A 25,612-nucleotide genomic window follows, 5' to 3' on the forward strand; every position below is an offset into this window, starting at 1 on the left:
CTGGGACAGCGTACACCGGCCTACCCGCGCCGGAGCTCACTAATTGCGGCAGAAATGCCTGCGACATCCAACCCCACTTCAGCTAACAGCTCATTTCGGGAGGCATGTAATGGGAATACCGCAGGAAAACCAAGGTGACGCACCGGCGTCGTGATGCCAGCCGCGGAGAATTCTTCAGCGACCAGTGATCCTATGCCACCGCGTACGATGCCATCTTCCACAGTCAACACGGCGTCGTGGTCCGAAGCCAAGCTATATAATGATTCCGCGACTGGAGAAACCCATCCTGGATCAACCACAGTGACGTTTTCGTGAGCTTGCGCTGCAATAACAGCTGTCTCCACCATCGAGCCGACTGCTATAACAAGGACCGACTTGTCCAGTTCAACATTGTCCGAGCCCTTTTCAGCATCACTGTAATGCATGATATCGACTCCGTCGGCCAGCGATGCCCAAACTGGGAGTTCCGGCGGTAAGCTTCCTTTCGGGAAGCGAACAATCGTCGGGCCGTCGTCGACAAGCAAGGCTTCACGGAACAGCGCTGCCAACTGCACCCCGTCGCGCGGTGCGGCAATACGGATGCCTGGAACAACGCTCGCAACCGAAAGGTCCCACACACCGTTGTGGCTGGCCCCATCAGAACCTGTCACACCAGCTCGATCCAAAACCAGAGTCACCGGCTGATCCAACAAGGCGACATCGAACAACAACTGGTCAAAAGCCCGGTTCAAAAAAGTGGAATACACTGCCACTACCGGATGGAAACCAGCCAATGCGAGACCGGATGCGGACGCTACTGCATGCTGTTCGGCGATGCCGACATCAAAAAAGCGGTCCGGAAAACGCTCGGCAAACGGTGCCAGGCCCGTTGGGCCAGCCATGGCGGCGGTAATCGCGACAATATCGGATCGCTTTTCGGCTGCCGCAAGTAATTCTTTCGTAAACACCTGGGTCCAACCAGGTTTCGATTTCGATTTCGGCAGACCGGTCACCGGATCAATCGCTCCAGTGGAGTGCATCTGGTCAGCTTCATCATTAACCGCATGCTCATAGCCATGGCCCTTCTCGGTAACCACGTGCACGATAATCGGCCCTTGGTAATTTTTCGCATAGCTAAAGGCCTGGTCAAGCGCATCGAAATCATGCCCATCAACAGGACCCACGTATTTCATGCCGAGTTCTGGAAACATCTCCGTAGGCAAAACGGTGTGCTTGACGCCTTCTTTGAAGGCATGCAGCGCCTCGAAAGCACGGTTTCCTACCCAGCCCATGGACTTCAACGTCTTTTTGCCGTGTTCCATCAGACCGTCGTAAGGCCCAGAAATACGCAGGTGCGCGAGGTTCTCTGCGAACCCGCCAATGGTGGGCGAATAACTGCGCCCATTATCGTTGACGACGATGACCACATTGCGGTCTTTACCCGCTGCGATATTGTTGAGCGCTTCCCAGCACATTCCACCAGTCAGTGCACCATCGCCCACCACGGCCACGACATTATGCTTGCCGCGCCCATCCAGCGCGAAGCCTTTTGACAATCCATCGGCATAAGCCAAAGACGCGGAGGCATGGGAAGATTCGGTCCAGTCATGTTCTGACTCTGCACGCGCGGTATAACCAGACAAACCGTCTTTTTGCCGCAAAGTCGTAAACCGATCAGCCCGGCCAGTCACAATTTTGTGCACATACGACTGATGGGAAGTATCGAAGATGAATGGCTCTTCCGGGGAATCGAAAACGCGGTGCAGCGCGAGCGTCAATTCCACCACACCCAGGTTCGGCCCCAAATGACCACCAGTTACTGAGACGTGTTCGATGAGAAAATCGCGAATTTCCTCCGCCAAGGTGGGGAGCTGTTCCGGGGACAGAGCCTTGAGGTCGGCGGGAGTGCGTATTCCGCGAAGAAGGCCCATTGTCTCTACCTCAACTCCTCGTCTCATCTGTAATCGTCAGTAGCTAACGTTTCTATCTTACTCGGTACCCCTACAGAATCTGGAACTGGTGAATTACTCAGAGCTTATAGGTTTTTCCAACAGCGCCAAGACTTCGAAATGATGGGTGCCTGGAAATGCATTGACCAAAGTAAGCTTCTCGACGCGATAGCCGTTGTCTACCCAGCTTCGCAGATCGCGTGCACACGTAGCAGGATCACAACCGATGTGCACAATCCGCTGTGGGTTCGCCTGTGCTACTTGTTCGATGACGCGCGCGCCAGCACCTTTTCGTGGCGGATCAAGGACCACCGCATCGGGTGAATCCAGCTGCGCTACTGCTTTTTCCACCTGCATCTTGTGCATCTCAACCCCCAAACCTGTGAGTGCAGGTTGGGTTTGTTCCATCGCAGCGGCAGAGGTATCCACACTATGTATCACGTTTGCCGACGGATCCTGTGGCTGCAATGCGCGCGCAATTGCCGGGATAAACAGTCCTACCCCGCCATACAGGTCCCACCCGGTTCCGCCGTCTGTGCGTTGAGTGCCGGACAACCAATCAGTGATCATCCTGGAATACTGTTGTGGGGCCCCGATGTGTGCTTGCCAAAACGCGGTGACGGGAAAATGGAAGGTCTTTCCGTCGACGGTTTCCGTGACGGTCCCGCTGCCTTCTACTACCTTTTCGATTTTTTCCATGCGTTTACCCCTGCCGGATTTGCGGGATTCTACGACGTGCCTTGTGCCAGTTGAATCCATGGCCACGATCACTTCGGACCCAGGACGGAAACGCCGAGCATCGGTGCCGACAATATTGTCGGCTAGACCGTCGACAAGCTGGATGCATGCATGGTCGGTTACCAATTCATGGCTGTTTTTCTTGCGTAGCCCGGCCCGGCCGTTGTCGTCGACGCCAAAGCGAACGCGGGTACGCCACCCTTTCTGGGGAGCAAGATCAACGGTGGCAACTTCCGGCAGTTGGGTGGTGTCCAGTTTCCCAATCCGCTGGAGCTGATCTAGCAGAACCGATCGCTTAAGCTCTGCTTCCTGCGCATAGTCAAGCGTGGAAAAATCGCAACAACCGGCCCCGGCAGCTGCCGCAGGGCAACGTGGTGACGTGCGATAATCACTAGGCGCAATTATTTCCGCAATTTCGCCAGCAATAAAAGATTTCTTTTCTTTCGTGACTTGCACCTGCACCCGGTCACCGGGATAAGTGGAACCAACGAACACCACGCGGCCGTCGTCGGCAGTTCCGATTCCGACACCGCCGTGACCCATCCGCTCGATGGTTAATTCAAGACTAGCTGCAGCCACTACTATCGCTGTTCCTTCGTATTTTCTGGTTTCATTGCGCTCGTACTATCCGTACTTGCAGCCCCGCGCTCATTATCTGCAGGCTCCCCGGCTGCATCCCGGAGCGCTTGTTTCGCTTCATCCACTCGTGGAGATTGCTGTTGGCTTTGTGCTTGGCGTTGCTGCATCGCTTGTTGGATCTGCTGCATCAAACTGGCAGGCATCGTCACTGGCAAAGAATTTCCTGCCAGAATTGGTTTGTCGCCGCGATAAACGAAAGTCCGCGCAATCACCTCACGCGCAAGTTCCGCTAATTGCTCAGCCCGTTGCGCTGGGCCTGCCAGGGTAACGCGCAGCATCCAGCGGGGCTTTTCTGCACCGATGACCCGGGTGACGGCTTGTTTATTCTCACCAACAACTTCCTTTCCCCAAGGGCCTTGCTCAAAGCGCACCTCGGCGCCACTTTGCGCCATGCTTTCAGCAATCTCGCCAGCGGCTTCTTCCCATTGACCTGCAGACGACGGTGCTGCGAACGCAATCGGGGTCAACCTGCCATAGTGGGTCACCAAATGCAGCATCTTGGGCCCCTTTTCCCCCATTTCAACTTGCACTTGGGAGTCTTTTGGCACGGCAAGTTTGACTGATCCTAGGTCAAGCAGCCCCGAAGAAAAATCTCCGAAATCAAATTCGTTGATATCGACAGTATCCCCATCGAACGGTCCGGTTTCTCCGGGCACACTGGTATCACCAGGCACAGATGGAATTGGTGATCCTTCCTGCACCTCATTGGTCTCGGTTGACGAATCATCAGAAATGTTGTTCTCAGCAGTATCTGCCACATCGGTTACACCGGTTGCGTCGACCGCTTCGTCGTTAGTTCCGACGTTTGCTACCTCATCAGCCTTCGCTGCCTTTTTCTTCTTAGAAAAACCCCACAATGCCATGCTGAGTATCGTCCTTTCCCGCAGCGGACTCCCCGCTACTTATCATTGGCATCGTCTCTATCATCATGCCTGATGGTACGACCGCCACAGTGAGTACAACCGCCAGAGTCACGAATTAAGACAATGCACAATGACCTTCGTGTATTTTTGTTGACTTCACTAGTACGTCTTTGATTCACAACGATACTTGGATCGCGAAGACGCTTCTACAGTCCTTCCACACCTCTCCAGTCTTTCTACACCGCTGCAACGCGGTCTCAATGTTTAGACCTAGATGCGCTTGGGTTCTAGTGCGTTCCAGTCGAGCCATAACCACCGGTTCCGCGTTCTGTCTCAGAAAGTTCGGCGGTTTCGACAAAGTCAACTAATTCCACTCGTTGGATCACCAATTGCGCAATGCGCATTCCCCGGGTGATGTCAATGGAGTTTTCGGGATCATGGTTAATCAAACAAACTTTGATTTCTCCGCGATATTGCGCATCGATAGTGCCCGGAGTATTCACAACGCTAAGGCCATGCCGTGCAGCAAGCCCTGAACGGGGGTGAACTAGCCCTACGGTACCTTCCGGCAAAGCGATAGCAATGCCCGTCCCGACGAGAGCTCGTTGACCGGGGGCCAGACTGATATCTTCCGTAGCGCACAAATCTGCCCCGGCATCCCCAGGGTGTGCCCGAACGGGCAGCGGTATTTCGGGGTCCAATCGTCGAACTTGGACCTGGCTAAATTGAGATACGCTCATGTACTGCAAGGTTACCCGTCGCAGGTCTCCATGTCGCAGTTGGTCTTGGTTGGCCTGGATTGTTCTGGGGTAGTTAGCAGTGACCTGGAGTGGTCGTGGCTTCTTCCCGGCAACTACCATGGCCGTTATGAGCTCATCTGCCAATTCAGCTGACGCTGCTAATTCACAAGATCCACACCCTGCTACCAAGTCTGCTCCAGCCCCCGAAGTGCTGTATCAAGAGCGTCAATGGGTCCCTTGGCACTGGTGGCTGATTGCCCTAGTTGCAGTTGCGATCGGCACCGGCCAACTAGCGCTAAACCGAAATCTTTGGTGGTTCGCAATACCTTTTTTGGTTGTCGCTGCATTGGCAACCTGGGTGTTGATCCACCTATCGTCCACCGTTATCCGCGTCGAACGTGATTCCGACGGCACGCGGTGGCTGGTAGCCGGTTCGGCACAATTGCCCTCGGACGTCGTCAGCCGTAGCTTGGCTGTCCCAAAGAGTGCAAAACGGAATGCCATGGGTCCACAACTTGATCCTGCCGCCTTTTTGGTGACACACAGTTGGGTTCCGGATCTCGTGATGTTGGTGCTTGACGACGACGATGACCCCACGCCATATTGGTTGGTCAGCGCGAAAAACCCACGCGCTATTTTAGAAGCCTTCGTTCCGGACCAAGCTGCACAGGCCACAAATCCGATAGGTGGTTAGCAGCATTCTGCTGCAGTTTTGCCAGGCTGCAATTGGGCGCAACCTGGATTTGTACGCGCCGAAGAATTACGCGCAGTCGAGGCAAATTTTTAGCCCGTCTTCTTCATGCGAAAAACGGTTTTTGCGTTGCACTAAAAAGCAGCTATCACAGGTAAATTCGTCGGCCTGGCGTGGCACAACGTTGACGTTGAGTTCTTCACCTGAAACGTCAACTGTTGGCGGCTCGAAAGGCTCAACGATCTCCCCGTCTTCATCCATGGGGTCGGAATCGCTCTCCGCAGCCTTGAGCCCTTCCAACGAATCTGCTTCCAATTCGCCTTCTGGGCGAGTGCGGGCCGCATCGTAGTCTGTAGCCATTATCCACGTCCTATTGAGTGATTGATTAATGTCGAAACCGAGCATCCGAACAATCAGGCCTTGGTGCTTGAAGTGCTTGAAGCCTTGTGATCGATTACTCGATGGTTTTTCTCAGTGTATGTGCGTCGGATACTAAGCTAAAATAATTATATTGTCATATTTCCAGCTCATCAGCGCTTTTTGCCACTCAATTTAATCATCAGTTGTAGACGGAAGCGCCTCTAATGCCCCTGCTGCGCGCAACTCATCCTGCATGCGTTCTGCCAACCCGGGCGCATAGGCAACAAGAACTTCCCCCTGACTGCCCTCAGTAGCAAACTCGGGGGCATGTACGACAGCCCCTGCTTCTGCGGCAATCAACATGCCTGCCGCATAATCCCACTTGTTTAACGCTGCTTCATAGAAGACATCGACCTGCCCACAGGCCACCCGACACAGGTCCAGGGCTGCCGAACCCATACGTCGGATATCCCGCACACGCCCCAACAGCTTGGTTAAAACTTCGGCTTGGCGCACACGCCTACTGCTTTCGTAGGAAAACCCCGTTGCTACCAGCGCGAGTGAGGGATCCGTCACAGTATTGGCCTGTAAAGGTTCAACTTCCCCAGTTGCATCCTGCCTAGTCGCTCCACCTTCAAGGTGTGCGGAATACATTTGTTGACGCTCGACGTTATACACCGCACCGGCTACAGGCATGCCATTCCATACCGCCGCTACGGAAACCGAATATTCTGGAATACCGTACAAGAAATTCACGGTGCCGTCGATGGGATCAATAATCCACTCGATCCCACTGGTACCAGCATGGCCCGCCCCTTCTTCACCAACAATGCCATCGGCAGGTCGAAGTTGCTGCAGCTTGCCGACGAGTGTGGCCTCGGTGGCTTTGTCGACTGCGGTGACAGGATCAACCGCGCTACTTTTTGTTTCTACGGTCCGTGCAATCGCAGTAGAACTTCCAATTTCTTCACTACGGCGCGTAATTACTGCTCCGCCGAGCCTCGCTAACTCGATAGCGATCTCTCGTAGCTGGTCTGCGTTTTTCTCTCGGTGTTGCTGACAGAATTCTGCAAAGGAAGCAAGCACTGAATTACGTTGAGTCGCACCGGTATTCATACCCTCACCGTACTCGTTATTTATCGTGCGCTAATCTGTCACCCATGTGCGAACAGCAACTCGGTTTTGGCATCGATATCGGAGGCTCTGGAACAAAAGGTGCCTTGGTTAATTTGCATACTGGCGAATTTATCGGTGAGCGAATTAAGTACGAGACTCCCAAGCCAGCGACCCCTGAAGCCGTCGCTGCGACCGTAGCAAAGATCATTGACCAGGCAGACTGGGATGGTCCCGTGGGGATCGCTTTGCCCGGTGTCGTTCGCGGATCGTCGATGCTTACTGCCGCTAATATCGACCCATCCTGGCTGCATGCAAACATTCACGACGTTTTCAGTGCGGTACTGGGCGAGCGCGCAATCACATTTCTCAATGACGCCGACGCCGCAGGACTGGCAGAAGTCGCATATGGCAACCCACAAGCGCAATCGGGTTCAGTCATCTTTTTGACGATTGGCACAGGTATCGGCTCTGCATTCTTAGTCGAGGGCAAACTATTTCCAAACACGGAACTTGGTCACCTTCTGATTGGCAATGAAGAAGCCGAAAAAATCGCTTCCTCCGGGGTAAAGAAATCGCTTGGTTTAAGTTTTGATGACTGGGCACCGAGATTAGAAAAGGTTCTCGGCGAATATGAGCGACTATTCAACCCTGCCGCTTTTGTGATCGGCGGAGGAATTTCGCGCAAATCCGCTCGCTGGCTACCGCTACTTCAACTTTCCACCCCGATCTTCCCGGCAACACTGTTAAATCGTGCGGGGATCGTAGGCGCAGCGCTTGCTGCTCACTCACCCGAGTATATTGCCGGTTAACCCAAGGTTTGGCCCTAGACAGGCCTGAACGAACACAAAACATTGATCGTCCGTTATACTGGGCGCTCATTCCCGACAATTAACCAACTTCATGATGCGCGCTCAACACCGTGATGCTGAAATGATTGTGGCATGTCACCGCGAGCACAAGATTCTTGCAGGTGTGACAAGGCAGTCAATTCAGCAGCCACAACCCAGTGCGCACATAGGTAGGCTTGTTCATTGATGTCAGTACAATTCGGCGAAAGGGCGTACGTGTCAGCCACTGAATCTTCCGATCAGCCTCTCGATGAGAGCACACTAAGCTCTGCGCGTGCACGTGGCGCGAAGACAGCTTCTAGGAAGTCAACCAGCAAGTCGGCGTCGAAGTCTGCTCAGGCCAAGACCGGCAAAGCTTCGCAAACCAGTGTCTCCATCGAGCCCGAAGAAATTCCTGCGGCCACAGCACCTGTCACTGATCCGGTGCTGGATGAACCCATTGACGGGACCGATGATGATCCCGATGTTGAGCCAGACCTCGACGACGCCGACGCCTTCGACGACGAGCCTCTTGACGAACAAGAAGCTGCTGAACCAGAGCTTGGCGAAGAAGACGAGGAAGACGCTGGCAATTCCGTTTGGGACGAGGACGAATCCGCGGCGCTGCGCCAAGCGCGCAAAGATGCTGAACTTACTGCATCAGCAGACTCTGTACGAGCATATTTAAAGCAAATCGGTAAGGTCGCTCTGCTTAATGCGGAGCAGGAGGTTTCACTCGCAGAACGAATCGAAGCCGGCCTTTACGCGCAGTTCCGTATCGAAGAAATGTCGAAAGCACTCGAAGCTGGAGACAAGCAGGCGAAGCTCTCTCCTGCCCTGAAACGCGATCTGCGCTCGATCGCCCGCGACGGGCGTAAGGCCAAGAACCACTTGCTGGAAGCAAACCTTCGATTGGTGGTCTCACTAGCAAAGCGTTATACCGGTCGCGGTATGGCCTTTTTGGATTTGATCCAGGAAGGAAACTTGGGCTTAATCCGCGCTGTCGAGAAATTCGACTACACGAAAGGCTACAAGTTTTCTACCTACGCCACGTGGTGGATTCGCCAAGCCATCACTCGAGCGATGGCAGACCAGGCCCGCACCATTCGTATTCCGGTGCACATGGTTGAGGTCATCAACAAATTAGGCCGGATTCAGCGCGAATTGCTACAAGACCTGGGGCGCGAACCTACGCCGCAAGAGTTGGCAAAGGAAATGGACATCACCGAGGAAAAGGTGATGGAAATCCAGCAGTACGCTCGCGAGCCAATTTCGTTGGACCAGACCATCGGTGATGAAGGTGATAGCCAGCTCGGAGACTTCATTGAGGATTCCGAAGCTGTCATTGCCGTTGACGCGGTCTCGTTCACGCTGTTGCAAGATCAGCTGCAAGACGTTCTGACGACGTTGTCGGAACGTGAGGCCGGCGTCGTCCGCCTTCGTTTTGGTTTGACCGACGGTATGCCGCGTACATTGGATGAAATCGGCCAAGTTTACGGAGTCACCCGCGAACGCATCCGGCAAATCGAATCGAAGACGATGTCGAAATTGCGCCACCCTTCGCGCTCGCAGGTCCTCCGCGACTACTTAGATTAAGCCCCAATTCGGGAACAAACCGCGATCTAGCCGCCTTCGGCCACATCGCAGAAAAACAGAAATCCTCACCCAACGGCTTTGTGGGTGAGGATTTCTGTGTGTTGCAAGTAGAAGCTCAGTGAAAGAGCTTATCCCTCGATGTTTTGTTCTTGCATAGCATCATCGACGCACTGTTCCAACGCAGCTTCGTTGTCTCCGTGTTGTTCGTAGCAGTCAATAAAGCCCATGTCGTCGAGTAGCCTGAACCCGAAGATCATGATTGCTATACCCACGACAATGGACAAGATAGACGTCACTAGGCCAACTACTGACATTACGGTTCTACGATTTTCGGTACGCCGCTTGCGCCCCACCACCAAGCTGACAATGGAAAGCACGATGCCGATGATTCCGAGCAGCGAACCCAGCAAGACTATCGAGCCAATCAGCGACAGGATACCGATGCCCAACCCCCACGGAGCCACCGGGTTTTTGGGTTCATTCAGTGCCTCGAAGCCGCCAGACTGCTCGGCCCCGTAGCCGCCCGCGTAATAGGCATCGCCTGCCTGGTTTTGTCCAGCTTCTTGGCCGCCTACGGAAAAATCATAGCCGTCACTTTGACCATACTGACCGTACTGGGAGTATTGGCCTGTATCATCACCCGATTGTTGCGAATTATCATCGAAACGGTCTGGATTATTGGGGGTAGACATGCCTTTCGCTATCCCTTCATGTATAGACACACTTAACTATCCTTACCTTACCCTGGTTAGTGCTAAGTGTGGGGCTTTCGTATTACCAAGCACGCAAATGCTGAATCCGTTCTTTCAGCTGCTCTGCATTACACAATGCAGTGGGTGGGCCACCACATGCTTTCCGGACTTCATTATGGATCGCACCATGTGGACGCCCGGTGTTCTCTGCACGGACGGCCACCAGGGTATTCAGTTCTTTTCGTAGCTTCGGAATTTCCACCGCGGCGATCTCATCATCCCCGTGGGTACCGGTCTGCGCTGAGCCCGAGTGACGAGAATCCGCCCGGGAGCCCGTCGAATTCGATGGATTATCATCGAGCAACCCGTTTTTGAGTTTATGCTGATACTCTGCCTCGGCTTGCCGACGCGCCTTCTCTTCTGCCTCGCGGGCATCGAGCTGTTCTTCCTGACGCTTGCGCAACAACGCTCTGACTTGTTCCTGATCAAGCAATCCGGGTAGCCCCAGAAAATCAGCTTCTTCATCGGAACCACTGAAGGCACCCGTTCCGAACGTCGAACCATCATAGATCAGCGAATCTAGCTCTGCCGAGGCACCAATTGACTCGTAGGACGAGTCTTCCGTCCTCTCATTTTTTTCTTTATTGGCTTCTGCGACCGCCTCTTCGTCCCAGGCCTCCTCACGATGTGGCTTTCCGATCACATGATCACGAGACGTCTCGAGTTTTTCTGCAAGATCCAACAACGTCGGTACGGAAGGCAAAAATACACTTGCGGTCTCCCCCGGCATCCGTGAACGCACAAAACGACCGATCGCCTGCGCAAAAAACAGTGGGGTGGATGCCGACGTGGCATATACGCCTACAGCCAAACGCGGCACGTCCACTCCTTCAGAGACCATACGTACCGCCACCATCCATTCGTCCGTGGAATCAGAGAAGGAATTGATGCGTTCTGATGACCCTGGCTCATCAGACAAAATCACCGAAACGGGTGTCGACGAGATTTTCTCCAATATTTTGGCATAGGCCCGGGCAGTTGTCGTATCCGTCGCAATGACCAAACCACCAGCATCGGGCATATTGGTCCGGATCTGTTGCAGGCGCGTATGCGCGGCCTGTAGCACTGCCGGTATCCACTCGCCTTTCGGATCCAAAGCGGTACGCCAAGCACGTGCGGTTTCCTCAGCGCTCAGCGGGGTTCCCAAACGCGCAGAAATCTCTTCCCCTGCACTGGTACGCCAGGTAGCCTCACCAGAATAGGCAAGAAAAACGACAGGCCGAACCACACCGTCGGCAAGCGCATCGCCGTAGTCGTAGGTGTGGTCAGCCTTCGAAATCTCATGACCTTCACCGTCTTCTTCATAGCGTACAAACGGGATATACGAATTATCGGAGCGAAAAGGCGTACCGGTAAGGGCCAGTCGGTATTCGGCTTGCTCATAGGCCTCACGAACACCATCGCCCCAGCTTTTCGCATCACCAGCATGGTGGATTTCGTCGAGGATCACCAGCGTACGTTTCGACGTTGCCAAAGCGTGATGCTTCGGCGGATGCATTCCCACTTGGGCATAGGTAACCACAACTCCGTCATAGGCATAGTTAATCGCGGCGGAGTTAGTAAACCGATCGTCTAAAGACACACCCACGCGCCCGGCGGCCGCAGCCCACTGTCGCTTCAAATGCTCAGTGGGAACCACAACGATAATCCGGTCTACGGATCGGTCTTCTAACAGCTCGGTTGCCACCCGAATAGCAAATGTCGTTTTACCAGCTCCAGGGGTAGCCACCGCCATGAAATCACGCGGGCGTTCCGCCAAAAACTTCTGCAAAGCCGCCTGCTGCCACGCACGCAAGCTGGAGTTATTGTTAAAGTTGCGTGGTTTTGCCACAAAACACCACCGATGCTGAAGAAATGCTGAAGACTGCGGCAGAAAGTTAGAGCCAGTTATTCTGGCTGTCTCGCCTGCCACAGTCGCTTGGAACTATCTACTCGTGGAGTTACTTCTTTCGCAGCCCAGAATAAATTTCTTGGCATTTCGGACACACCGGCGAACCTGGTTTAGCTTGTTTACGCACCGGGAATTTTTCACCACACAATGCGATGATCATTTTTCCGCTGACAGCGGAATCAACGATCTGGTTTTTCTTAACGTAGTGGAAAAACTTTGGCGTATCGTCGTCAGAGCCGGTACGCTCGCGAGTTTCTGGGCGTTCGATGGTCTGGGTTGCTGTGCTCGTCATGGCCTTCTATTTTGCCGTATTCATAGGATTTTGGGTAGCCAGCCTCTAGGCTGGGGTTTATGACTACCGGAAGCACTCGTGGCACCAGTGGAGAGGATTTCCCGCGCCGTTCTCTGTGGCAACGCTTCCACCACCGCTTACACCGCGACAAACCTGTTTTAATCACCACTGCACGCACCACCCGGGCGCAAGATCGCAAAAAGCGTGAATGGTGGTACGGGTTCTTACAGTTTTTACGAGTCCCATTAACCCTTGCATGCGTCGGAATGTATCTAGCTTGGGACTGGGTGCTGGTGCCGGTAGTACTTGCGGCAATTACGTTCCCCTTACCGTGGATCGCGGTAATGATCGCGAATATGGAAGGTACTCCCACGGACAAGCGCCAACCGCGGGTATACAAACCAGCAGTCGCCCGGCAAGCCGAGCGGAGTGTGTTTCGTGATATCGAAGCTGCCGAACAGCAGCCGAATCCCAGCAACGCGCTGTCACCCAGAATTATCGACGCGGATGCGGCTAATTCGCACAACACGAACATGAGAAACAATAATGCCTATGACCATGATGATCATGACGGCGAATGATCATTACACTGAATAGCAATGACTACGCACGCTAATTCCACTACTCCTCATCCAGCTGAAAGATTTGGCGAGGCTGCCAAGGAACTCATCGAATATTTCGCCGCTATCGGGTTTGATTCGGAAGGCTTGGCCGCCCACTTGGGCCCGGATTATCTTTCGGCGCTGCACCGTGGTGATCCCGGCGCACTGCGGTTTCGCACCCAACAGGCCACGGAATTCGATCAACTAATTCAGGCATTCATCCTGCGTGATCCGGTAGAAAAAGAACACTTCTCACAATTGCTAGGCGCAGATCTCGCCGATAAGGTGATCGACGCAAATATTGCCGTCTGCAACGGACCAGCTATCGTACGGGTGGTTATCGATGTCCGGCCGCACGTTATTAACGGTAAACCACGCTGGGTTTTCTCCGATCCAGACGCAGCTATGGTGCGCCAAGATGCTGCGGAAGATCATGTACCGGGTGTCGGTGCTGCATCGTTATCGCTGTTACAGTTTTGTCCCACGGAGCCCGTCGCATCGGTACTTGACCTAGGAACAGGTTCGGGGGTGCAGATTTTAGGGCAAGCTGATTCGGCGCAAAAAGTGACTGCCACCGATGTATCTACGCGGGCACTCGCTTTAGCCGATGCCACCATTCGCGGTGCAAACATCGCTGACAAAGTGGAGCTACGCGCCGGATCGTGGTTTGAGCCCGTCGTCGGCAAGCGATTCGACCGGATTGTCGCGAACCCACCTTTTGTTGTCGGCTCCACCGAGATTACGCACACCTACCGCGATTCCGGCTTGGACTTAGACGGCGCCAGTGAGCTGGTGGTCTCCGAAGTGGCCGACTATCTAGCGCCAGGGGGATCCGCATATTTATTGGCATCGTGGGCCCACAGCGGGGAAATACCATGGCAACATCGAGTCGCCAGTTGGTTGCCGAGCCATGGTGTTGCGGCCTGGGTGTTGCAACGTGATTTTGCGGATCCTGCGCTGTATGTCAGCACGTGGTTGCGCGATGAGGCGATTGACCCGCGCTCGCATGAGGCTAGCGAACGCAGCGCAGAATGGCTACAACACTTTGCTGACCATGACGTGCACGCAATTGGGTTTGGGTATATCGCGATACAGGATATTGGCGATCAGCCTTCAGAAATTATCGCAGAGGACATCCCGCAAGCATTTGACGACCGGCTAGCCGACGAAGTTTCCGAATATTTCGTGCGTGCCGCTTGGCTCCGGGAACAATCGAGTGAGGATATCGCGAACGCGCGGTATCAATTACGCCCGCAAGTAGCACGGGAGATTATCGAAGTACCCGATACGGCAGCTGGAATGGGTTTTCAGCCACAGGTTTATCGTTTGACGCGCATGGACGGCCCCCGGTGGTCCCACGAAGTGGATGAGCATGTTGCCGCTATTGTCGCAGGCCTGAATCCGGAGGGACTGCCACTGCGCGAAGTTGTCAGCATGTACGCTGCTGCACACAACATCAGCAACGTCGACGCGATGCGCACTGAGGACTTCAATAACAACGACGATGAGTTATTACGACAAGCAGTGGGCGTTATCGCTGATTTGGTGCGGCACGGCCTGGTTATTCCCGCCGATCTTGTCGACGATTAACCTCCCTGCGATCAGCACAGCAGCGCTGGGCTTGCGGTGCTGACATTGTCGGAATTGGGTCAGTGGAAGCAATCACACATGGTTGGCGCATAACAAAATCGGCCGCTTTTACTGGATAAACGAGATGAGGACAGCATGAAGGCAGTATTAACCCGTGTCTCAAAAGCCAAAGTCACCGTAGATGGCGAGGTTGTCGGCAGCATTACAGCGGAAGATACAGGCGGTATTTTAGCCCTTGTCGGTGTCGGTGCCGATGACGTATCCGATGGCGAACCGAATGACAAAGGCATTGCCAATAACGCTTCCTGGAAAAAGATGGCGAAAAAGATCTCCGAATTACGCATCTTGGCAGGCGAGAAATCTGCATTAGATCTTGGTGCGCCCATTTTAGTCGTCAGCCAATTCACCTTGTACGGCGAAACTGCCAAAGGACGGCGCCCTTCCTGGGCCCAGGCAGCACCATCGGAATTGGCAAAGCCTGTCATCGACAAAATCGTCGCAGAGCTACGCGAACGGGGATTAGATGTCGCCACCGGCAGTTTCGGCGCGATGATGGAAGTATCCTCGGTGAATCAAGGACCTTTTACCGTCCTCGTGGAAACATAATGAGGTTCCATAACCGCGGAACTCAAGGCTAGCTAGCCGAGGACAACTCGATGATATACCGGAAAACCCTGGATACTCACAGGAAGTTACCCCCGATTATTACCCCTACAATGGTACTGGGAACAACTTCACTCGGTGAGCCGTTATTAGCTATGTAAACGGCAATTTGAGGAGGCCATCACAGTGACAACCGCTCCCGTGCAAGAATTTGACGAAGAAGAGCAGGATCGCGGCTCCCGTCGTGGCCATACCAACGACAATCCGTCCGCGGACTTGGTTCGCGTTTATCTCAATGGAATCGGCAAAACCGATCTGCTCACTGCAGATGACGAAATTGAACTCGCTCAACAAATTGAGGTCGGCCTATATGCGCAGCATTTATTGAACGATCCAGAACTGCACTTAACCCGCGCCAAAAAGCGCGACCTTAAGGTTCTTGCAAAACAAGGCAAAAAGGCACGCTCCCATCTATTGGAAGCCAACTTGCGTCTAGTTGTTTCCTTAGCGAAGCGGTACACCGGTCGCGGAATGCCACTTTTGGATCTCATCCAAGAAGGCAACCTCGGGCTGATTCGCGCCATGGAGAAATTTGATTACGACAAGGGATTTAAGTTCTCCACTTATGCCACATGGTGGATCCGGCAAGCGATCACCCGCGGTATGGCTGATCAATCACGCACCATCCGGCTTCCAGTCCACCTCGTCGAGCAGGTCAACAAGCTTTCCCGCATCAAGCGAGAGATGTACCAGTCATTAGGCCGCGAAGCTACCAACGAAGAGCTTTCAGAAGAATCCGGCATCCCGGAAGACAAGATCGAAATGCTTTTGCATCAATCCAGGGATCCGGTTTCGTTGGATATGCCGGTCGGCGCTGACGAAGAAGCACCATTGGGTGATTTCATTGAGGATGCCGAGGCAACGGATGCAGAATCGGCAGTTGTCGCCTCCCTACGCCACTCCGATATTCGCGATGTAATTGGCACGCTGGAGCAGCGGGAGCAGGATGTCATTCGCTTGCGCTACGGCCTAGATGACGGCGTCCCACGAACCCTGGATCAGATTGGCCGCCGATTCGAACTTTCTCGTGAGCGTGTCCGCCAGATCGAACGCGAAGTGATGGCCAAGCTGCGCGACGGCCATCGTGCTGATCGGCTACGCGAATATGCACAATAGGTAACTGTTATTGCTGTTCACCACGGCAGCATTGGAGGTCTGGTAGTTCTATACCAGACCTTCGTTTTGCGCTAGAATGACTCACAGGCATTAGACGAATTAACAGGAAGGTTTCCCATAGTGAGGGACTTAGTCGATACAACCGAGATGTACCTGCGTACAATCTATGAGCTGGAAGAAGAGGGAATTACCCCACTTCGCGCTCGTATCGCAGAGCGCTTAGAGCAGTCTGGCCCTACGGTTTCGCAGACAGTCGCACGCATGGAACGCGACGGTTTGCTGCACGTGCGTCCAGACCGCAGCCTAGATTTAACCGCTCGTGGTCGTGAATTAGCCACCAAGGTTATGCGTAAGCACCGTTTAGCGGAATTGCTTCTTACCGAGGTACTCGGCGTCGATATTCACGACGTACACGAAGAAGCCTGCCGTTGGGAGCATGTGATGAGCGACAACGTCGAGCGTCGTGTGACCTCGATTTTGCAGGATTGTTCTCGCTCCCCATTCGGTAATCCGGTGCCGGCATTAGAAGAGCTCGGTGTCGATGCTCCATCGCTGCCTAAAGTTGCTCGTGCCATTGATCTCCCAGAAGAAGAGGAAATCGAAGGCACCGTAGCGCAAATTAACGAGATTCTCCAGGTCGAGGGCGATCGTCTTCGCGAACTCACCGACGCCGGCATCGTCGTGGGGGCCAAAGTCAACGTCATTAACTATGGCCATTCTGTCATTCTGACCGCTGATAATGGAGCGAAAGTGGTCTTGAACGAAACCCTGGGTCACGCCGTCCGTATTGCTACTAACTAAAGCACTACAGCCTAATTAATAGCTGGTTTGTGTACTTGTCCGATCATCGCCACGACTGAGACTAAGCAAAAGGAACCGAATTAGGCATGCACGTGTTGGTCACTGGCGGCGCTGGATACGTCGGAAGCGTATGCAGCGCCGTTCTTATCGAAGCCGGTCATAATGTCACCATCATTGACGATTTCTCTACGGGAAACCGCGACGCGGTCCCGTCGGCAGCACACTTAGTGGAAGGTGAGCTTTCACAAGTAATCGAGGAAACACTCAGCACCCACAACATCGATGCTGTGGTTCACTGCGCAGCACGTAGTCTCGTTGGTGAATCTGTCTCACATCCAGAGTTATACTGGCACGCCAACGTCGTCACCTCGCTGCACCTGCTCGATGCCATGCGCGCGCACGACGTACGCAATCTCGTTTTTTCGTCCACCGCCGCGACCTACGGTGAGCCTGACGCAGTCCCGATCCTCGAATCTGCAGCAACTGCGCCTACTAACCCCTATGGTGCAAGCAAGCTTGCCATCGACCATATGATTAGTTCTTATGCGAGTGCACACGGATTAGCAGCAACGTCCCTGCGTTATTTTAATGTCGCCGGAGCCTACGGCACGATTGGTGAAAACCGCGCAGTGGAAACTCACCTTATTCCGTTGATTTTGCAGGTAGCACTCAGGCATCGTGAAAAGATCATGATCTTCGGCGACGATTACGCTACTGCCGACGGGACAGCGGTACGCGACTATATTCATGTCCGGGACTTGGCTGAGGCCCATATTCTGGCACTTGAATCTAATAAGGTTGGATCCCACAGGATCTATAATTTGGGATCTGGTGACGGCTATTCGGTGCAGCAAGTCATCTCACAGGTACGTGAAACCACAGGGCACCCAATTCCTGCAGAATTAGCTCCGCGCCGCGAAGGTGACCCAGCTACGCTTATCGCGTCGTCCAGCAAAATCTCTCACGAGCTGGGGTGGACACCTCAGCGCACTGATTTGCCGACGATAGTCCACGATGCCTGGGAATTCACGCGTAACTTGGGCCCTGCCGCCCATTCGCATCCCAATTACCGGCCCTGAATACCCTGCTTGATAGCTGCTAAAGCAGCATCTTCTGCACGTGCGCTCATCGCGGCAAATAATAACTGACTTAAGTTGTGGCCAGGGTCTTCGTCCAGTGCCTCAGTCAACGCCTGACTCGCATTCAAGTTTTTCCCAAGCTCCAGAAATATCACAGCCAGAATCGCGAGTGCGTTGGCGCGCGGTTCGCCGGTTAAGCTCCGCGCCGTAGCAATGAGAAGTTCTTGTGCCGGAAGCGGATTGGACACCATCGGCTCCATGACTTCATCTCGTAAGCTGGTACGTGACATCCACGTTCCTACCTTTTCTAGGATGTCTTCTTCTTTTTGCAGCTCCGCGGCTGTTACTTCATTGTGGGAAATTCCCGCCAACAAATTCTCGGCATCACTTGCAGCGTATCCTAATACCCCGCCTGGCGCATCGGCGATCCATTGCACTCGGCGTGTGCGTTCGGCTCTTTCTGCTTTGCTCCGATCCGGATCATCACCCAATAAATACGCAAATGCTTCACTACGTGTCAGACTTGGCAATTCATTACGCTGTCTCCACGGCCGCATAGCAGGAGAAGCAGTAACTGATGCTACTTTCCCTCTCTGCCAGCATCCTGAGCCAGTACTCTCCTGTTCAGCGCTGCCGTCAAATAATAGATGATAGTTCGCACCTTGTCTGGTCTCGTCGACGATCCAACAAGCCTGTAGGGCTGGGGTGTCTGCAACCATCGCTTCATTGAGCGATCGATACCACTCTCGATGTTGCCGCCCGGAGATTCCTTCTGGGCCTGGATTATCGGTGGCCTCTGCCGTAATGACAAATCCGACGTGGAATGAACATTGCGCATTCTCGAGATATCTGTCAATTTCTGTACACGGTAGCTCGGCAGACAAATCCACACGAACGGTAGGGCCGATTTCCACACTTCCATCCGGTTTCGCATAGAATCCCTGCACAACCAGGGATTCTTCAGGGTAAAAACCTAATAGACCTGGGATGTTCGCGATCAATTCACCAGGGTGCACATCAAGCAGAGCGGGAGAATTCGACGATTGCTCAGGAATTCCCTGCTGCCTCAGGTCGTTTCTAGCGGTGCGGTGTTTTCTTCTTTGCCGACTCATGATGACCAGTATCGAACTGACCACCACTGGTTTCCAGACCACGAATCAACGCGAGCCCGCAACTTGTGGATAATTTCGGTTCTCCACAGGATCAAGTTATCGGCGGTTGCGTCTATATCCAGATTAGGATCACGAATCCGTTCGAATGCACAGGGAATAAGCTGGCATCGACGGCTGTTGATACACAAGAGGCCCACTGACGTGCCATTGGTATGTCATCGGCGATAGAATGCAATGAGGAGGTGCGCCAATGTACGACGATGCACGCGACATGTACGAGCTTGAATACCCAGCACCAGATATGGGAAGTAAATCTGGCGACCGCCCCACATTGGTGGTGGCGTTGAATGGATATGCGGATGCGGGCATGGCAGTGGAGGCTGCGGCTGACCACCTCGTTTCGGCATTGGATCATCGACCAGTAGCCACCTTTGATTCTGATGAATTGATTGATTACCGCTCGCGGCGCCCGGCGGTGACTATCGCGAACAATCAGCCCGTCGAAATCGATGACACCGATATTGACATGAAGATTTTGCGCGATAACCAAGGCAAACCATTTTTATTGCTGTCGGGCCCAGAACCAGACCTACGGTGGAATGGCTTCACTGAGGCTGTCGCTGACCTGGTCGAAAAATTGGACGTAGAACAGACTATCTGTCTGTACGCTGCGCCGATGACTGTGCCGCACACCCGCCCGATGACGATTTCTGGCCACGGAAATTCCCAGCAGCTGATCGACCGCCTAGTTTCCTGGGATCAAAAATTAATGGTTCCTGGCTCCGCGGCCTTATATTTGGAACGCGCATTGCACAAGCGTGGACGCAATGTGGCTGGCTATACTGCACATGTACCGCACTACCTGGCTTCGTCGCCGTACCCACTTGCAACCTATAACTTGTTGCGATCGGTAGCTAGCGTAAGCAAATTGGATTTCCCGCTGGGCAGCTTGGAATACGATATCCAACGCATCAGCCATCAACTAGAGGAACAAGTCGCGCAAGCCGACGAGGTCCAGTCGCTGGTCGCAGGCTTAGAAGAACAATTCGACGAAGGCCTGGAGCGCTACCGTGAGCAAAACCCCCAAGCGATTTTGCCAGGTGAGCAAAATATGCCGACAGGTGATGAAATCGGTGCGTCATTTGAGCAATTCCTTGATTCCTTAGACAATCCAGACGCGGGTGATTCTGACAAGGATTAATCGTCGTGGCACATCGACTACGGTGGAGGCTGTGAATCTCAACGACGTAGTCCCAGATCTCTCCGAAGTACCTTCCTCTTTGTTGGAAGAATCCATTTGGGAATCCTTCCTGCGGTGGACTCGAGAGAAAAATATCTCGCTTTATCCCGCTCAAGAAGAAGCCAGTCTCGCGGCTTTAGCTGGAGATAACGTGATCTTGTCGACGCCTACGGGCTCCGGCAAGACCATGGTTGCCACCGCCGCGCATTTTTTCTGCCTGGCGGAGGGCAAGCGGTCGTTTTATACTGCCCCGATTAAAGCGTTAGTAAGCGAGAAATTCTTCGCCTTGTGCGGGGTATTCGGCCCGGAAAACGTCGGCATGATGACTGGTGATGCCACGGTTAATGGCAATGCCCCGATTATCGCCGCCACCGCGGAAATTGTTGCGAATATTGCGTTGCGTGACGGCAAGGATGCCCGGATTGACCAGGTGGTGATGGACGAGTTCCATTTCTACTCCGAACCAGATCGCGGATGGGCTTGGCAAGTTCCTCTCCTAGAACTACCGCAAGCACAGTTTATTTTGATGTCGGCCACTCTCGGTGATGTGGATTGGCTGCGGGCTGATCTCACCAAGCGTACTGGGCGCACCACCACTGTGGTTTCTGGCGCTACCCGGCCAGTCCCGTTGTCCTTTAGCTACGAATTCGTGCCGGTCGAGGAGATGATTTCTCGTCTGGTCGAAGACAACAAGGCACCGATCTATGTGGTGCATTTTTCCCAGCGTAAAGCCACTGAACAAGCGCAATCGTTAACCGGAACCTCGTTTTTGAACGCGGAAGAAAAACAGCGCATGGTCGACGAAATTGGAAATTTCCGGTTCAGTACAACTTTCGGCAAACAGCTATCGAAGATGGTGCGCCGCGGCATTGGCTTGCATCACGCGGGTATGCTGCCAAAGTACCGTCGTCTGGTGGAAAAACTTGCACAAACTGGTTTGCTGAAAGTCATTTGCGGCACCGACACTCTCGGGGTGGGCATCAATATCCCAATCCGTACCGTGCTGATGACCGGATTGGCAAAGTTCGATGGCAGGCGCGAGCGCATCGTGAAATCCCGCGAATTCCACCAGATCGCAGGCCGCGCTGGGCGTGCCGGCTATGACACCGAAGGCACCGTCGTTGTGCTGGCACCTGAATTCGAGATCGAAAACGCTAAGATGCGTCGCAAAGCAGGCGATGATCCGAAAAAGCTGAAGAAGCTCAAGAAAAAAGCCCCGCGGGATGGTGAAGTTTCGTGGTCGGAAAAAACCTACCAACGCCTCATCGATGCGGAACCGGAGCCGCTGAGCAGTCAGTTCCAGATGAGCAATTCGATGTTGTTGAACGTCATCGCGCGTCCGGGCGATCTCTACGAACACATGAAGCATCTCATTCGCACGAACCACGACACCCGGGCCCAGCAAAATCAGTCGATTCTGGCGGCCACTTCCCTGTTTCGTGGGCTACGCAACGCGGGAATCGTCGACAAGCCGACCACTAACAACGGCACCGACGAACACGATCGACGCTACCACCTGACTGAGGAACTGCAGCGCGATTTTGCACTCAACCAGCCGCTTGCCCCATTCGCTCTGGCTGCCGTCGGGTTATGGGATCCGGACTCACCGACCTACACGTTGGATATTATTTCTACCTTCGAAGCGATCTTGGACGATCCGCGCCAGTTGTTGCAAGCCCAGCAGTCTTTTGCGCGCGGCGAAGAAATTAACGCGCTGAAGGCCGAAGGCGTCGACTACACCGAGCGGATGAAAATCGTCGAGGAAATTACCTGGCCGATGCCACGACGTGCAGAACTTGACGACGCGTTTGACACCTATTGTCAGGGACACCCGTGGGCCCGCGAATTCGATATCTCTCCGAAGTCCGTCGTGCGCGACATGATCGAAAACTCCATGACTTTTTCCGACCTCATCGCTACTTATGGCCTAGCGCGTTCCGAGGGCGTAGTGCTGCGCTACCTCACTGATGCGTGGCGTACCTTGAGCCATTCGGTACCAGAAGAGGCTAAGACCGAGGAGCTTTCCGACATCATCGTCTGGCTCGGCGAGCTGATCCAACAGGTAGATTCTTCGCTCGTCGACGAATGGGCCACGATGACTGATGATAACGCACCAGTCTCCCAGGAACGTGTGGATCACGAACTAGCATTCGGTGTAGAAGACCCGACTGCCCTGAGCGCAAATCCGCGTGCTCTAAAAATCATGGTGCGCAATTACATGTTCCGCCTAGTGCAGCTGTTTGCGCTAGAGCGGGAAGAACGGCTCGAACAGCTTTTGGATTATCTGGAAGATTACCCAGATATCAGCGATGCCCTCGACGATTACTTCGAGGAATATACCGACCTGGATACCGGCCCAGAAGCGCGCGGACCAGAATTTTTCCACCTGGATGCCTCCGCCCGTTCCCGCTTGTGGCCGGTGCGGCAAATCATCAAAGACCCGGAAGGAAATAACGACTTCCAGTTCGTGGCAACGGTAGATCTCGATGCCAGTGATGCTGCCGGCGAGGTTCGGCTTCGGGATCTACGCATCGAGCGTTAAACCGCCATTGGGACGGATGCACCACTGCTAGGGGCTCACCCGATTACGGCGACAAAACAGCCCCACCCAGGGGCAAGAATGCCTCTAGCGCAATGGATCGAACGGTGTGAGGATGGGATCAGTTTCGCCCGTTGCAATCTGTGTGGCCAGCAATTTACCGGAGATCGGCCCCAACACCACTCCCCACATGCCATGGCCGCCACACGTATATACATTTGGCACCTGGGTACGCCCAATGAGTGGCAATCCATCTGGGGTTACTGGCCGGGAACCCACCCAGGCATCTTCGATGTCGTCCCAGTCGATGCCGGTAAACATCGGGGCGGTGACATCAATGATGGATTCTATGCGCCGGGGCTGAAACGGCTCATCCGGTCCACGAAATTCCATGGTTCCAGCGATTTGGAAACGACCGCGGGTTGGGGCCGGTGTACAAGCCACGCGCTTTTCCGGCAGATATATCGGATATTTGGTTTCTGCTTCTGGTTTCACGGTAAAAGAGTATCCACGTCCGGCCTGCACCATGGTGCGCACACCTAAGCTCTTGGCTAAGCCCGATAACCACGCGCCAGTAGCGATAACTACCGCGTCAGCAGTTTTCCACTCACCGGTGGACAGCTGCACGATCGGCTGCCTGGTGGATTGCACGTCAGTGACCTCCACGCCGGTGGTAATCACCCCGCCGCGGGCAGTGACTGCCTCTGCGATTGCCTGACAGAAATACTGCGGTTCGATAAATCGCTGTCCGCCGATCTTATAAAAGGATTCGACGCGCTCGGAAAAGATCGATGCATATCGGGTAGCTTCAGCGCGCGTAAGTTGTTCGAAGGGAACGTCTTGACCATGGCGTACCACGCCCGCAATCTCGTCGATCACGCCGGCAACTTCTTTGTCGTTTTCGAAACCCGCGATGATCGGTTCCTTATGAGTCACGGCATCAACACCGCCGTCGACCAGTTCATCATAGGCAGCTAGCGCAGCTTTATCGATGGGGGTCAGTGCTGCCATGGTTTTATCCCATGCTCGCTGGGTTGCGCGCGCCATAAACTGGGCGACAAACGACCACAATTTCGGGTCAATCCGTGTGGGTACGCTCAACGCCGCGTCTTTGTCCAACAACGCGGTCGGGCCGTAGCTCCACAAACCGGAATTTGCCAGCGGGATGGTTTTACCCGGCGCGAGCCAACCTGCGTTGCCCCACGATGCGCCGCCGGCCACGCCAACTTTGTCGATGACTTCGACGTCGAAGCCGTGTTCTTGCAAATACCATGCTGTCGACAGCCCGGTCATTCCGGCGCCGACTACGATTGCATGAGTCATATAATCCTCTGTCTTTAAATTGCCCTGTAGTGCAGATGGTAGTGCATCCCGAGACGCTCCATTGATAGCTGAATTCTTAGTTATTCGATAAACTAATAGTTATGTCTAATAAGGAGTTTAGTCCGACGCTGTCACAGCTGCGCACTTTTGCGACGGTTGCCGAGAACAGACACTTCGGTACCGCAGCCACAAAGTTAGGCATCTCGCAGCCTTCACTGTCGCAGGCATTGGTGACGTTGGAACAGGGATTAGGGGTTCAGCTCATTGAGCGCTCCACCCGAAAAGTTATTGTCACCGCTGCCGGCGAACAACTCCTGCCCTATGCATTGGCGACATTGCAAGCTGCAGAATTATTCGTCACGGAGTCACGCGGTTCTGCAGGCACGTTGGATGGGCCGCTCACCCTTGGCATCATCCCTACTGTTGCCCCGTATATTTTGCCTGATGTCTTGCGCGCGACTGCGGAGGAGTATCCAAAGCTGACGCTCCATATCGTAGAGGAGCAAACCGCTCATTTATTACAGCAATTGCGTGAAGGCGCGATTGATGTCGCAATGATCGCTTTGCCGGCTGATGTCTCTGCATTCGTAGAGCGGCCTTTGTACACAGAGAATATGGCTTTAGTGGTCAACGAGGATCATGAGTTAGCTGGGTGTGCGGACTTAAGCTTAGATGCTTTGCACTCGGTCGAATTATTGTTGCTTGACGACGGCCATTGTTTGCGTGATCAGATTTTGGAATTGTGTCGGCGTGTGGATCGGCAGCCACAATCGCAAAACTCGTGGGTCACTCGAGCTGCGTCACTGACCACGATTATGCAATTGGTGGTCGCGCGGTTTGGTGCCACGTTAGTGCCGGAATCCGCGCTTGATGCCGAGTGCCGCAAGCCAGGGTTGTCGGTCGCGAATTTCGCAGATCACGTGCAGGCGGAGCGCACCATTGGTTTGGTTTATCGCGCCTCAAGTTCTCGTGGCGACGATTTTGCCGCTCTCGGTGAAATTTTGCAGCGGGCATATCACCAGGCGGTCGATCGCGCGCAGGATTTGCAAGTCTCCCGCGCCGAGCGCCGCGCGTCGCTGCGCTAGCTGTTCTCGTTGTTTGCTTGGTTGCCTGC

At 54.0% G+C, this 25,612-nt stretch carries 23 protein-coding genes; 12 read left to right on the forward strand and 11 right to left on the reverse strand.

Translation table 11 applies throughout. The features are described from left to right. Positions 1 to 20 precede the first annotated feature (20 nt). The 4 genes from dxs to dut all read right to left on the reverse strand — a co-directional run bounded on the left by dxs (position 21) and on the right by dut (position 4,908). A complete protein-coding gene (gene dxs / locus ACP8MI_RS06110; RefSeq protein ID WP_239210844.1) occupies positions 21 to 1,910 on the reverse strand; it encodes a 1-deoxy-D-xylulose-5-phosphate synthase in 1,890 nt (629 codons plus the stop codon). A gap of 93 nt (positions 1,911 to 2,003) precedes the next feature. After that, entirely contained in the window at positions 2,004 to 3,245 is a 1,242-nt protein-coding gene (locus ACP8MI_RS06115; protein ID WP_239210838.1) for a class I SAM-dependent RNA methyltransferase, read from the reverse strand. A gap of 2 nt (positions 3,246 to 3,247) precedes the next feature. Then, a complete protein-coding gene (locus ACP8MI_RS06120) occupies positions 3,248 to 4,168 on the reverse strand; it encodes a DUF3710 domain-containing protein (RefSeq protein ID WP_049167715.1) in 921 nt (306 codons plus the stop codon). 287 nt (positions 4,169 to 4,455) lie between these two features. Then, positions 4,456 to 4,908, reverse strand: a complete 453-nt coding sequence (dut, locus tag ACP8MI_RS06125) for a dUTP diphosphatase (protein WP_039733498.1) — start codon at positions 4,906 to 4,908, stop codon at positions 4,456 to 4,458. Between the two features lie 127 nt (positions 4,909 to 5,035). Between dut and ACP8MI_RS06130 the strand changes: the two genes are divergently transcribed. Further along, positions 5,036 to 5,602 carry a DUF3093 domain-containing protein gene (locus ACP8MI_RS06130; protein WP_239210836.1) on the forward strand — a complete coding sequence of 189 codons (567 nt, stop codon included), beginning with the start codon at positions 5,036 to 5,038 and terminating at the stop codon, positions 5,600 to 5,602. 66 nt (positions 5,603 to 5,668) lie between these two features. Here the strand turns inward: ACP8MI_RS06130 and ACP8MI_RS06135 are convergent, their stop codons facing one another. Together ACP8MI_RS06135 and ACP8MI_RS06140 are read right to left on the reverse strand one after the other, a co-directional pair. Then, positions 5,669 to 5,959 (reverse strand): DUF4193 domain-containing protein, encoded by a 291-nt coding sequence (locus ACP8MI_RS06135; RefSeq protein ID WP_249605864.1) that lies wholly within the window; start codon positions 5,957 to 5,959, stop codon positions 5,669 to 5,671. Between the two features lie 192 nt (positions 5,960 to 6,151). Further along, positions 6,152 to 7,075, reverse strand: a complete 924-nt coding sequence (locus ACP8MI_RS06140; protein WP_239210835.1) for an inositol monophosphatase family protein — start codon at positions 7,073 to 7,075, stop codon at positions 6,152 to 6,154. 44 nt (positions 7,076 to 7,119) lie between these two features. On the opposite strand from ACP8MI_RS06140, the gene ppgK reads away from it, so the two are divergent. Continuing rightward, positions 7,120 to 7,884 carry a polyphosphate--glucose phosphotransferase gene (gene ppgK, locus ACP8MI_RS06145; RefSeq protein ID WP_455975370.1) on the forward strand — a complete coding sequence of 255 codons (765 nt, stop codon included), beginning with the start codon at positions 7,120 to 7,122 and terminating at the stop codon, positions 7,882 to 7,884. A gap of 225 nt (positions 7,885 to 8,109) precedes the next feature. Beyond that, on the forward strand, positions 8,110 to 9,498 hold the full coding sequence (locus ACP8MI_RS06150; RefSeq protein ID WP_425654148.1) for an RNA polymerase sigma factor: 1,389 nt from the start codon (positions 8,110 to 8,112) through the stop codon (positions 9,496 to 9,498). Between the two features lie 128 nt (positions 9,499 to 9,626). Here the strand turns inward: ACP8MI_RS06150 and ACP8MI_RS06155 are convergent, their stop codons facing one another. From ACP8MI_RS06155 to ACP8MI_RS06165, 3 genes are all read right to left on the reverse strand, one after another. Beyond that, positions 9,627 to 10,190, reverse strand: coding sequence for a DUF4190 domain-containing protein (locus tag ACP8MI_RS06155; protein WP_249605865.1), 564 nt, complete (start codon positions 10,188 to 10,190; stop codon positions 9,627 to 9,629). Between the two features lie 82 nt (positions 10,191 to 10,272). Further along, positions 10,273 to 12,081 (reverse strand): DEAD/DEAH box helicase, encoded by a 1,809-nt coding sequence (locus ACP8MI_RS06160; protein ID WP_049148922.1) that lies wholly within the window; start codon positions 12,079 to 12,081, stop codon positions 10,273 to 10,275. A gap of 109 nt (positions 12,082 to 12,190) precedes the next feature. Further along, complete coding sequence (locus tag ACP8MI_RS06165; RefSeq protein WP_018119689.1) at positions 12,191 to 12,433, reverse strand: DUF3039 domain-containing protein; 243 nt, start codon at positions 12,431 to 12,433, stop codon at positions 12,191 to 12,193. 59 nt (positions 12,434 to 12,492) lie between these two features. Between ACP8MI_RS06165 and ACP8MI_RS06170 the strand changes: the two genes are divergently transcribed. From ACP8MI_RS06170 to galE, 6 genes are all read left to right on the forward strand, one after another. Continuing rightward, positions 12,493 to 13,014 carry a DUF3099 domain-containing protein gene (locus ACP8MI_RS06170; RefSeq protein ID WP_239210825.1) on the forward strand — a complete coding sequence of 174 codons (522 nt, stop codon included), beginning with the start codon at positions 12,493 to 12,495 and terminating at the stop codon, positions 13,012 to 13,014. A gap of 18 nt (positions 13,015 to 13,032) precedes the next feature. After that, a complete protein-coding gene (locus tag ACP8MI_RS06175; protein ID WP_239210823.1) occupies positions 13,033 to 14,625 on the forward strand; it encodes a DUF7782 domain-containing protein in 1,593 nt (530 codons plus the stop codon). Between the two features lie 135 nt (positions 14,626 to 14,760). Further along, on the forward strand, positions 14,761 to 15,231 hold the full coding sequence (dtd, locus tag ACP8MI_RS06180) for a D-aminoacyl-tRNA deacylase (RefSeq protein WP_049148918.1): 471 nt from the start codon (positions 14,761 to 14,763) through the stop codon (positions 15,229 to 15,231). 183 nt (positions 15,232 to 15,414) lie between these two features. Beyond that, positions 15,415 to 16,404 (forward strand): sigma-70 family RNA polymerase sigma factor, encoded by a 990-nt coding sequence (locus tag ACP8MI_RS06185; RefSeq protein WP_275042155.1) that lies wholly within the window; start codon positions 15,415 to 15,417, stop codon positions 16,402 to 16,404. 120 nt (positions 16,405 to 16,524) lie between these two features. Then, positions 16,525 to 17,205: a metal-dependent transcriptional regulator gene (locus ACP8MI_RS06190; RefSeq protein WP_018119694.1), complete on the forward strand. Its 681-nt coding sequence runs from the start codon at positions 16,525 to 16,527 to the stop codon at positions 17,203 to 17,205. Between the two features lie 86 nt (positions 17,206 to 17,291). Then, positions 17,292 to 18,284, forward strand: coding sequence for a UDP-glucose 4-epimerase GalE (gene galE, locus ACP8MI_RS06195; RefSeq protein ID WP_239210821.1), 993 nt, complete (start codon positions 17,292 to 17,294; stop codon positions 18,282 to 18,284). Here galE and ACP8MI_RS06200 read toward each other — a convergent pair. After that, positions 18,272 to 19,438, reverse strand: a complete 1,167-nt coding sequence (locus ACP8MI_RS06200) for a DUF4192 domain-containing protein (protein ID WP_144736286.1) — start codon at positions 19,436 to 19,438, stop codon at positions 18,272 to 18,274. The two genes, galE and ACP8MI_RS06200, sit on opposite strands and share 13 nt — an antisense overlap. 208 nt (positions 19,439 to 19,646) lie before the next feature. On the opposite strand from ACP8MI_RS06200, the gene ACP8MI_RS06205 reads away from it, so the two are divergent. After that, positions 19,647 to 20,597 carry a PAC2 family protein gene (locus ACP8MI_RS06205; RefSeq protein ID WP_049148906.1) on the forward strand — a complete coding sequence of 317 codons (951 nt, stop codon included), beginning with the start codon at positions 19,647 to 19,649 and terminating at the stop codon, positions 20,595 to 20,597. Positions 20,598 to 20,628: 31 nt separating this feature from the next. After that, entirely contained in the window at positions 20,629 to 23,178 is a 2,550-nt protein-coding gene (locus ACP8MI_RS06210) for a DEAD/DEAH box helicase (protein ID WP_239210819.1), read from the forward strand. Positions 23,179 to 23,262: 84 nt separating this feature from the next. On the opposite strand, the gene ACP8MI_RS06215 is transcribed toward ACP8MI_RS06210, so the two are convergent. Further along, positions 23,263 to 24,498 carry an NAD(P)/FAD-dependent oxidoreductase gene (locus tag ACP8MI_RS06215; protein WP_239210817.1) on the reverse strand — a complete coding sequence of 412 codons (1,236 nt, stop codon included), beginning with the start codon at positions 24,496 to 24,498 and terminating at the stop codon, positions 23,263 to 23,265. A 101-nt stretch (positions 24,499 to 24,599) separates the two neighbouring features. Between ACP8MI_RS06215 and ACP8MI_RS06220 the strand changes: the two genes are divergently transcribed. Further along, a complete protein-coding gene (locus ACP8MI_RS06220; protein ID WP_284589485.1) occupies positions 24,600 to 25,583 on the forward strand; it encodes a hydrogen peroxide-inducible genes activator in 984 nt (327 codons plus the stop codon). Positions 25,584 to 25,612 lie beyond the last annotated feature (29 nt).

The sequence above is a fragment of the Corynebacterium sp. LaCa_70 genome, assembly GCF_058182015.1.

Excerpts from the sequence above, each read along its gene's own strand:
- dxs (WP_239210844.1), bottom strand. The coding sequence starts at position 1,910 with ATGGGCCTTCTTCGCGGAATACGCACTCCCGCCGACCTCAAGGCTCTG.
- ACP8MI_RS06120 (WP_049167715.1), bottom strand. The coding sequence starts at position 4,168 with ATGGCATTGTGGGGTTTTTCTAAGAAGAAAAAGGCAGCGAAGGCTGAT.
- dut (WP_039733498.1), bottom strand. The coding sequence starts at position 4,908 with ATGAGCGTATCTCAATTTAGCCAGGTCCAAGTTCGACGATTGGACCCC.
- ACP8MI_RS06130 (WP_239210836.1), top strand. The coding sequence starts at position 5,036 with ATGAGCTCATCTGCCAATTCAGCTGACGCTGCTAATTCACAAGATCCA.
- ACP8MI_RS06135 (WP_249605864.1), bottom strand. The coding sequence starts at position 5,959 with ATGGCTACAGACTACGATGCGGCCCGCACTCGCCCAGAAGGCGAATTG.
- ACP8MI_RS06140 (WP_239210835.1), bottom strand. The coding sequence starts at position 7,075 with ATGAATACCGGTGCGACTCAACGTAATTCAGTGCTTGCTTCCTTTGCA.
- ppgK (WP_455975370.1), top strand. The coding sequence starts at position 7,120 with ATGTGCGAACAGCAACTCGGTTTTGGCATCGATATCGGAGGCTCTGGA.
- ACP8MI_RS06150 (WP_425654148.1), top strand. The coding sequence starts at position 8,110 with ATGTCAGTACAATTCGGCGAAAGGGCGTACGTGTCAGCCACTGAATCT.
- ACP8MI_RS06155 (WP_249605865.1), bottom strand. The coding sequence starts at position 10,190 with ATGTCTACCCCCAATAATCCAGACCGTTTCGATGATAATTCGCAACAA.
- ACP8MI_RS06165 (WP_018119689.1), bottom strand. The coding sequence starts at position 12,433 with ATGACGAGCACAGCAACCCAGACCATCGAACGCCCAGAAACTCGCGAG.
- ACP8MI_RS06170 (WP_239210825.1), top strand. The coding sequence starts at position 12,493 with ATGACTACCGGAAGCACTCGTGGCACCAGTGGAGAGGATTTCCCGCGC.
- ACP8MI_RS06175 (WP_239210823.1), top strand. The coding sequence starts at position 13,033 with ATGACTACGCACGCTAATTCCACTACTCCTCATCCAGCTGAAAGATTT.
- dtd (WP_049148918.1), top strand. The coding sequence starts at position 14,761 with ATGAAGGCAGTATTAACCCGTGTCTCAAAAGCCAAAGTCACCGTAGAT.
- galE (WP_239210821.1), top strand. The coding sequence starts at position 17,292 with ATGCACGTGTTGGTCACTGGCGGCGCTGGATACGTCGGAAGCGTATGC.
- ACP8MI_RS06205 (WP_049148906.1), top strand. The coding sequence starts at position 19,647 with ATGTACGACGATGCACGCGACATGTACGAGCTTGAATACCCAGCACCA.
- ACP8MI_RS06215 (WP_239210817.1), bottom strand. The coding sequence starts at position 24,498 with ATGACTCATGCAATCGTAGTCGGCGCCGGAATGACCGGGCTGTCGACA.
- ACP8MI_RS06220 (WP_284589485.1), top strand. The coding sequence starts at position 24,600 with ATGTCTAATAAGGAGTTTAGTCCGACGCTGTCACAGCTGCGCACTTTT.